Here is a 9,113-nt window from a genome sequence, read left to right as displayed (position 1 = left end):
GCGGTACACAGATCGTCCGGTACCGACGCGGCGGAGCCGGAATCATGCCAGCCACCCCTCGCTTCTTGACGCGGAAAACGCGGTAAGCGTCCAGTTTGCGGAATGCCACCTGCTGCAGATCGTCGGCGGACACCTCAGCGAGATGCGCCAGGTGATGTAGCGTGAAAATGACAGGAAGGTCGGGATGCGTTCGCTTGATCGCTGAGGCCGCGCTCACCGCAGCCTCTATCACGCCCTCGGGACGGCCAGCCTTTCTCGCCTCTCCGCGAAAGTGCTGAGGACTCCACGGGTGTTTCATCTACTTGAATCCAGCCCCGCGTGGGCGCTGCTTCGTCCATCGAAACGAGTCTCCGAGGAGGTTCCCGCAGGGAACGAAGGAGGAAGCAGCGTGGACCGGCGTTCGGAAGCTCTATCAGCGGCGATCGGAAGCCCGGTCGCCCAGGACGGCAAGCTACGGCTTGCCATCATGGCCGCCCCGAAGGGCGGCGGGTGCTAGATGAGCCCCGCGAAGTCCTCAGGGCCAAGGGATAATACGGCTCTGGATTTGTTGCAACCAGGGGTCGCTTGCGCTCGGACCGTCGTCCAGCCGCTAAGAGTGCTTGCCCGGGATCGGTGAGCCGACCCGAACCGTTGATGAACCCGCCCTTCAGTGCCCGAGCAAGTACGTCCATGACATCTGGCACCGCCATTCCGGTGCGCTCGGCAAGAGCGACTTGGCTCTTAGGGTGCCATCGCCCGCGGAGAAGGCTGAGAACAAGGACCATTGCGGCAATTTCCGGTGACAGATCGTCGGAGATCGCGATGCCGGTCATCTCCGCCGCCTGACCGATGACCTCCGCCGGTGCCCGGACGCCGAACGCTGGCCTCAAGTCATCTGGTGCGGCACCGTCGTAAAGGGCACGCCAACCCCCATGAGTCCGGTGCAGCAGGGCYGGAGTGTTGTTTGGAAGACGATAGTTGAATGCCACGAGCGCAGTGTCACCACCGAACCCATAGCGGCTCGCGCCGCGGCCTGCGTCAGGGCCATACTTTTCGATCAGGGTCAACCACTCTGCCGCCTGCTTAAAGTCCGGATGGCTGCTGATCGTTGGCGCAACGTGTTGGAATAGTACTTCCGGTCCAAGCCTGTGCCGCTTCACTTTCGCGACCCCTGCAACGGTTGCCGCGGCGGCTATAACCTTGAAATCGATCCATTTTCTCGACACCCAGGAGCGGACGCTGGGGACCGCCCAAAATGCATCCAGCATCCCGCAAACGCGCGAGCCTGATCCGATGAAGTCGGTCACAATGCCAATACTTCCCGCTGGGCTCGTCTTTCCCCGGAGCAAGTCAGGTCCGGGATGGTTCATAAATGATCCTGGTTTGGTCTCGTGCGCTTGCGAGATTACGAATGCAATAAGGCCCTCGCTTCCTACTCGGCCGCTGCCCCTCACAGGACTTACCGGTGCCGGTCCCTTGCGGCCGACCGACCGCCGACGAGGTTGACCGTCAGCGTCCGGAATCATTTCCACTTTGAACGCCGGTGCGCCTCCAAATTCTCGTTCGGCATAGAGAGCGATCCTCCTCCTTCGTCCATGTCGGGATGCTGCCAGAGCGTACAGCTGCGATCGAATGGAGGCGCTAACCTGCTCTTCATTGAGAAGAAGCAAAGAGTCCAGCATCGATTTTGCAGAGGGCTGATCGGCCGTCGCGAACTGCTTCAGCCATGATTGGGCCGTGGGATATGACGACAGGGGCTTCCGATCGACCATTTCTTCAACTCACCGGGTATGCAGGCGTCGCTGGACGCATTGGCGATCTAGGCTTCCTTGTCCCGGTGTCCCACCAACTAGTATGTGGGACGGTGGGACAGTCTGAGTCTCACGGGCCGCACCCTGTCAGCGACTCAGTCTTTTCGACACCGGGTCCGGCAGGTCCAATCGTTGGGTAATCTCAGCTCCAAGTGTTGGCGAACGCCTCTGCTTGTCTGATCACCAAATCCACGGCGGCTTTCTGAAGATCAGGTGGATACCCGTAGCGGGCCAACAGCTTGCGAACCTCGATCCTCATTCTGGCCCGAACGCTCTCCTTGCGAGTCCAGTCGATCGAGGCCGACTTCCGAATGGCACCGACGAGGGCTTGCGCCAGCAATCGCAGATGCTCGTGCTCCATCAGAGCCTTTGCCGTTCCGTTTTCAGCGAGAGCATCATAGAAGGCCAGCTCTTCCGAGTTGAGGCCCAGCTCGGCGCTACGGGCGCTCGCGGCACTGATGTCCCTGGCTAGAGCTATCAGCTCTTCAATCACCTGAAGACTATCCACCGCCCGGTTGTGGTAGCGGCGAATAGTGTCATCGAGCCTATCGCTCAGCTTGGTGGCTTCAACGATATTCGATCGCGAACGTGCCTTGATTTCATCCGCAAGGAGCCGACGCAGTGTTTCCACGGCGAGGTTCTTCTCCTTGATTTGTCCCACCTCCGCCAGGAACTCGTCTGAGAGGATTGAAAGGTCTGGTTGCTCGAGCCCTGCGGACTTGAATACGTCGAGGATTCCATCCGCCATCACGGCGCGGGAGAGCAGTTGCCGAATTTCACGCTCGATGTTCTCGCGGCCTCGGCCCGCTCCGGCTGTGTATTTGACCAGGTTGGCCCGTATCGCCGCAACCAGCGCAATCTCATCTCGCCGCGCCGTTACGCGCTCGTCGCCGGCACTGAGCGCATAGGCAACCTCCAGCTTGGTAGCAGCTTCGATGAAGTCCTCTCGACGCCCGTGACCCAATACAGTTTCGAGGCACTGCTTTAGGATCGTCAACCGAGCAGCCGGCCCGGCCGGAAAGAAATTGCGCCAGGGCGTGCTTTCGAGCAGCATCTGCGCGCTCTCCAGTCGCATCAGCGTTTGGCGAACGGCCTCGTCGGGGTCTAATCGAATTTGGTCACGGTCTCGGGCGGTGTACTGAGCAAGGGCGGCCCGCAGCTCAGCGCCGATCCCAAGATAGTCAACCACCAGCCCGCCCGGTTTATCGCCCCAGACCCGGTTCACACGAGCGATAGCCTGCATAAGCCCATGCCCCCGCATCGGCTTGTCGATGTAGAGGGTGTGCAGGGACGGCGCGTCAAAGCCGGTCAACCACATGTCACGCACGATGACCAAGTCTAACGCGGACCCCGGTCTCTTGAAACGTTCGGCCAGCGCTTCCCGTCTTGTTTTGCTGCGCAGGTGGGGTTGCAGCGGAGCTGGGTCGGAATTTCCATTGCCCGTGATGACGACCTTCAGCATGCCGGACGAGTCGTCTCGCGGATCAGCAGCAACCCAGTCAGGCCTCAGCTCTGCAATCCGATCGTACAGTTCCACTGCCACGCGCCGGCTGATCGCGACGATCATGCCCTTGCCGCCTGCCATTGCCTCCCGCCGTTGCTCGAAGTGAGTCACTATGTCGGCGGCGATCTGGGAAACGCGATCGGTCGCTCCGACTACTTCTTCGAACCGGCTCAGATTGCCCTTGTTGCGCTCGATCGCTGCATCGTCACCCTCCGTCAGTTCTTCTGCCAGCGCATCCAGCTCCTCGCGCTCCTCATCAGTCAAGTTGAGACGCAGCTTGGCCAGTCGGGCTGTGTAGTGGATCGGAACGGTCGCCTTATCCGCGACGGCCTGCGTCATGTCGTAGGTATCGATCACCTCTCCAAAGACCCCAACAGTCGAGCGGTCTCTGTCGTCGATTGGCGTTCCCGTGAAGCCCACGAAGGTAGCGCTGGGTAGCGCCTGCCGCAGATACTCCGCGAAACCGACCTGCTCCCGTACGCCACCTTCCCCGATCACAAAGCGCTTCCTGAAGCCATACTGGGTGCGGTGGGCCTCGTCTGCGATGACTACGACATTACTTCGTGGGGTTAGGAGGGGATGTTCACCATCATCACCCCGGAACTTCTGGATCGAAGTGAATACCAGCCCACCGATGTCAACCGTCAGCAAGCGGCGCATCTCCTCGGCGCTGTCAGCTTGGACCGGGATACCGCGCAGAGCCGAGATGTGAGCGTTGAAGGTGCCGGAGAGCTGATCATCAAGATCGTTCCGATCTGTGACCACCACGATTGTTGGATTTTTGAGTGCCTTCGCAAGCTGGAGCTGGCGTACGAAGAACAGCATCGTGAGCGATTTTCCCGACCCTTGCGTGTGCCAGACCACGCCGCCCCGACGCTGCCCGCGAGCGCCCGCTGCGTCAATCGTGGAGGCAAGAGCCTTCCGCACAGCGTGGAATTGGTGGTAGCCGGCGAGCTTCTTCGAGTGCACAACTCCATCAACTACCTCAAAGGCGATATAGTCGACGATTAGGTCGAGGAAACGCTCGGGAGCGAATACGCCTCGAATAAGCACCTCCAGTTCAGATCTGCCCGTATCGTCGAGAGTGGATCCATCGATTGTGCGCCAAGGAGCAAAACGATCGAGGCCCGCGGTCAGCGAACCGATTCGGGCCTGGAGGCCGTCGCTAATGATGAGTACCTGATTGAAGCGCAGGAGTTCCGGCACTTTGCTTCGGTAATTTTGAAGCTGTGTGTGTGCACGCCCTAATGTCGCCTGTGCGTCTGTTGGGCTCTTAAGCTCCAGGAGGCCGAGCGGGAGCCCATTGACGAAAACCACCACGTCGGCGCGCACAACATCACGCTCATCGGCGCCCTGGATGATAAATTGGTTTGCGACCAGGAGCCGATTGGCTGTCGGGTCACTACGGTCGAGCAGACGCAAGCCGATCGTTCGGGTCTCGCCGTCCTGGCTAACCTCGACGGGAATCCCGGAAGCGAGCAGCGGATGGAAGACCCGATTGTTTTCGATCACATCCTGGCTAGGAGTTGCCAGTACAGTGCGAACGGCCGCGTCGATCGTGGCTGGGCTTGCATCAGGGTTCAGAGTTGCCAGCGCGCTACGTAGCTCGGGTTCGAGCACCGCCTGTTTGTAGCTCGTGCGAGCACCCATTGGGCCATCTGGTGAGAGCTGATCACCAGGAACAGTCTTCCAGCCGATCAGGTCGAACCAGGAGAGTGCGGCGAGTTCAACGGCCTCTTCCCGAAAGCCGAAGGCGCTGCCAGAGGACGCGATGGGATAGAGGTCGGTCACGCGAGGGCACCTTCCCGCGGTTCGGATGCAGCCTGCTCCGTTTCCCATTCGACCCGCGCCAACTCGTAGCGCGTGTTGTCGAGAAGATACAGAATTTTGCTAGGCTGGAATACTGAGCGGGCAATCTCTACTTCTTCGTAGTCGTCATCAAGGGAGGCGTTAAATGCAGCGAAGTCCTCGTATCGTGAGGGCTCTGATTCTGCCGCCGCCGTCGGGCGCCGCCATGCGACGTCGAATAGAAAGCTCACCAGCGTGTCGCAGAGCCCGCCTAGCATGACTGCGTGCTGACGCTCGAGCGTACCCCAGTCAAGTGAGCCGCCATGCCGCAGGTTTGGGATGTTACTTAATTTTGCAAGGGCGACCGCCATGTCTTCGATGGCGCGCGTCAGCTCTCTGACGTGAGTGTTGATCTTATCTGCGTCGGGGTGGTTGGCCACCGAGAAATCTAGTGCAGCAATGACACCCTTCATGCGGACGGGGAATCCGTCATGTTTGGAAAAGGTCACCCCGAGTTGGGGAGCAATTGTCGCATGGGCTGCTTCGAACAAGGTTCGAACGTTTTGGAGACAAAATGCCGGCTGACTCTCAATGCTAAGTTCCAACGCCTCGACGTGCCGGCGCAGAGGCTCCGCCCGGTCGGGATGCGCCTCCATCAGAGCGTGTAGGGATTGAAGGCGGTATTGCATCACGCGGCCGACACTTGAGCTTTGACGTCGCTGATCCGCAGTTCGCCGGAGATCAGTCTGGGCAGGAGAGTGTCTCGCAGCTCCGCAAGCGTTTGCATCTGCTTAGTTGCCGCTACTACCCGGTCGACTAGGGGATCGGCAATCTCGCCAAAAGCGTCGAGCACACCTTGTGTCGGTGCCAACATGGGGAGCCTTCGGAGCACCGACTTGCTGATCTCTGCAAAGGTCGATCCCGAAGCGTTCCCGATAACGACGTCCATATTGGACCGACACCACATCCAGGCGAACGCGGGACTGACGTTGCTGCGAACGAACCCAGCGAATCCTTGGTTAATTGCTGTGGGCAGGGTAGTAAATGCTACGTACCCGATCGGTGCGCGGGTCGATAGAAGCAATGAGCCGGGCGGTAGAAGACCTGAACTGACTTGGTTGAGTCCTTGATCCGTCAATTGCCGACTAGTCCGAAGGAGCACAGGTGTGCGTAACCCCGACAGGTCTTTGGGCGTAGCCCACTGGTGTGTCCCGTCCCAGAATGCGCCGTTCTCAGTTCTCGGGGTATTGCCAGCCCTGATTTCAAATAGTTCGGCAATCGGCTTGAGCTTCCATCCCACGGGCAGGCCATCATCACCGAAGCTCTTTGGGAAAAGAGCCGCGACCTCACCAGGAAGCTCAGTCTCTTGTCCCTCCGCTTTGGCGTGGACCGGGTCGAAGTCAACGAACCAGCTCTTGAATAGCGCCCGAGTAATCGCCTCTAGCGTTTCAGCTATGCACCGATTCAGCTCGATCTTCTCGTCCAACAGTCCAAGTAGTTCACCTATAGCGACCTGCTGTTTCAATCCAGGAAGATAGACCTTGAGTCTGCGCTGCGCAGTCAGACTGACGTACGGAGCCATATCAGTCTCGTCCTGCACTGCCTCCAGCTGAGTTTCGAACAATCTCGATCGCATGAACGCATAAAGGTAGCGGCGATCCAACCGTCCGTCGCTCAGAACACGCCAGAAGGTTGTCTGTGGCGAACATACGAAGGGTGGGGCATCGCTTGGGACTAGCGCTAACTTGCCGACTGTACCTTTGTGTGACAGCAGAATGTCGTTCGGTCGCCCGATGCCTTTTCGGATACGTGCGAGTGCCACATCATTGATGTGCTCACAACGGGCAAAGTCGACCCTTCCGTCCGAGAGGTCGGCTGCACGGACAAAGGCTGTGCCCTCACCCACAAACTCTTCGCGTCGAGGCCGGTATTCGCCATGATTACCATCCTCCACGAGGAGCACGCCGGCTTCCTGAAGCTGCTCGACGGATTGCGACTCACCAGCCATAGCCGACCCGCGCCAACGCTTTTCGGATGCGGTCGTCCAGACGACCTCCCTCGACCACCTGATCGTGCAGACTTGCCGTTAGACGGCCCATACGATCTGCAAAGGGCTCGTCGTCCTGTTCGGCGGCTGTTGTCCCGACATATCGGCCAGGAGTGAGCGCATACCCCTGCCTCGCGATTTCGTCTGTCGTGACCGATTTTGCAAACCCTGGCTCGTCGGCGTAGCGACCGCCAGTCTCCCGCCAATCGTGATAACGATTGGAAACTTTTGCGATATCCGTATCGGTCAGCACTTTGAGGGTACGACTTTGCATTGTACCCAAATTGCGGGCATCAATAAACAACGTTTCGTGTCGTCGGTCGCGGAGTTTCATGTCTCTCACAAGACCGTTCGATTTGTCGCGTGTGAGAAACCATAGGCTGACGGGAATCTGGGTCGTAAAGAACAGCTGCCCTGGTAGGCTGACTATGCAGTCGACCAAGTCGGCCTCGATAATGGCCCGTCTGATATCGCCCTCGCCTGACGTTTGGCTGGACAGCGAACCGTTCGCCAGAACAAATCCAGCATAGCCGTGGGGTGCGAGATGGTGGATGAAGTGCTGAACCCAGGCAAAGTTGGCGTTTCCGGCCGGCGGTACGCCAAATTGCCAACGGTCGCCCGAGCGTAACCGCTCGCCGCCCCAATCACTATCGTTGAATGGCGGATTGGCGAGAACGAAATCTGCCTTAAGGCCAGGATGCAGGTCTTCGTGGAAGCTGTCCGCCCACTTAGGTCCGAGGTTCGCTTCGATGCCTCGGATCGCGAGATTCATCTTGGCCAGCCGCCATGTCGTGGGATTCGACTCTTGGCCGAAAACGGATACGTCATTGCGTTGGCCATTGTGGGCCTCAACAAATCGCTCTGATTGAACGAACATGCCGCCTGACCCGCAGCAGGGATCGTACACGCGCCCCTTAAACGGCTGGAGCATCTCTACGAGCAATTGGACGACACAGCCGGCGGTGTAGAATTGGCCCCCGCGCTTGCCTTCAGCTATGGCGAATTGACCTAAGAAATACTCGTAGACCCGGCCGAGTACGTCCTGGCCATGGTGCTCGTCCTTGAACGTCAGATCTGAGAACAGCTTGATGACTTCGCCCAGCCTTGTCTGATCCAGCTCGGCGCGGGCATAGTTCTTTGTCAGCACGCCCCTCAAGCTGTGGTTTTCGGCCTCCAGATCGAGCATGGCCCTATCGATCAGCGCGCCAATCATGGGGTCTGTGCTAGTGGCGTTCGCCTTCAGGTAATCCCACCGGGCGTTCTCCGGGACCCAGAAGACATTGTCGCCAACATACAGGTCTCGCTCATCTACCAGAGCAACCTCTTCAGGGTCAGCCAACGCTTGCTGCCTGCGTTCCTGAAAGCGGTCGGAGATGTACTTTAGAAAAATCAAGCCCAGCGCGACGTGCTTGTACTCAGCAGCATCCATGTTCCCGCGAAGTTTGTCCGCGGCGGCCCAAAGCGTGTCCTCCACGCGCCGTTCTTGAATTTCGGTCCTTTTCTTGGAACGAGCAGCCTTGGCCAATTACGCCCCCAAATTGCGATGTGATGATATGCGAATCGATTCGTCCTGTCTTGGTGGACAGGGCTCTTCGGTGCAAGCATTGCGAAAGTCTGATGCAGTGCCGTCCACTGTCTCCGACCGCGCCGATCGGCGAACCAGAACCTGCCTAGCATAAAAGGCAGGATTTTAGTTTCGACCGTTTTTGACGAATTTTGTAGTAGAATCAATATCTTAAAATTCGCGCGGAAATCGTCAGAAATTCGAATAAACCCGAGGAAATCGTGATTGTCCCTCTGTCCCGCTGTCCCAATCGCTGGGATGCGGGACAGGGGACGAGAGCTGCGTCAGTTCGGCCTTGCGCTCTCTTCGGTGCGTCTCGATTGCCTGGCTTCCTTCAGGATGCGGTGCACGACAGATTTCGACTTCTTGAGTTGGGTCGCGATCTCGCGGACAGAGTTTCCCGCGCTCGCGAGCGTCAGG

General features: G+C 58.8%; 6 protein-coding genes. All 6 read right to left on the bottom strand.

The genetic code is table 11. The annotated features are described in order from the left end of the window. Positions 1 to 217: hypothetical protein (locus ACXJL8_RS25210; RefSeq protein WP_456685782.1), on the bottom strand; the 217-nt coding region annotated here is incomplete at its 3' end. 247 nt (positions 218 to 464) lie between these two features. Continuing rightward, complete coding sequence (locus ACXJL8_RS25205; protein WP_456624411.1) at positions 465 to 1,751, bottom strand: phosphoribosyltransferase-like protein; 1,287 nt, start codon at positions 1,749 to 1,751, stop codon at positions 465 to 467. Between the two features lie 181 nt (positions 1,752 to 1,932). After that, positions 1,933 to 5,085, bottom strand: a complete 3,153-nt coding sequence (locus ACXJL8_RS25200) for a type I restriction endonuclease subunit R (RefSeq protein WP_456685781.1) — start codon at positions 5,083 to 5,085, stop codon at positions 1,933 to 1,935. Next, the gene (locus ACXJL8_RS25195) at positions 5,082 to 5,633 is read right to left on the bottom strand and encodes an abortive infection family protein (RefSeq protein WP_456685780.1); all 552 of its coding nucleotides are present in this window, start codon (positions 5,631 to 5,633) and stop codon (positions 5,082 to 5,084) included. The genes ACXJL8_RS25200 and ACXJL8_RS25195 overlap by 4 nt, the downstream gene beginning before the upstream one ends. Positions 5,634 to 5,770: 137 nt before the next feature. Next, entirely contained in the window at positions 5,771 to 7,090 is a 1,320-nt protein-coding gene (locus tag ACXJL8_RS25190) for a restriction endonuclease subunit S (RefSeq protein WP_456624380.1), read from the bottom strand. Further along, positions 7,080 to 8,654: an N-6 DNA methylase gene (locus tag ACXJL8_RS25185; RefSeq protein ID WP_456624381.1), complete on the bottom strand. Its 1,575-nt coding sequence runs from the start codon at positions 8,652 to 8,654 to the stop codon at positions 7,080 to 7,082. The genes ACXJL8_RS25190 and ACXJL8_RS25185 overlap by 11 nt, the downstream gene beginning before the upstream one ends. Between the last annotated feature and the right edge of the window lie 459 nt (positions 8,655 to 9,113).

The organism is Bradyrhizobium sp. P5_C11_2 (assembly GCF_054049755.1).
Note: the sequence above shows the minus strand (reverse complement) of the source record. Positions and strands in the feature narration are given on the sequence as shown.

Bases quoted from the DNA above. Each gene is read 5' to 3' on its own strand.
- ACXJL8_RS25190 (WP_456624380.1), bottom strand. From the start codon at position 7,090: ATGGCTGGTGAGTCGCAATCCGTCGAGCAGCTTCAGGAAGCCGGCGTG.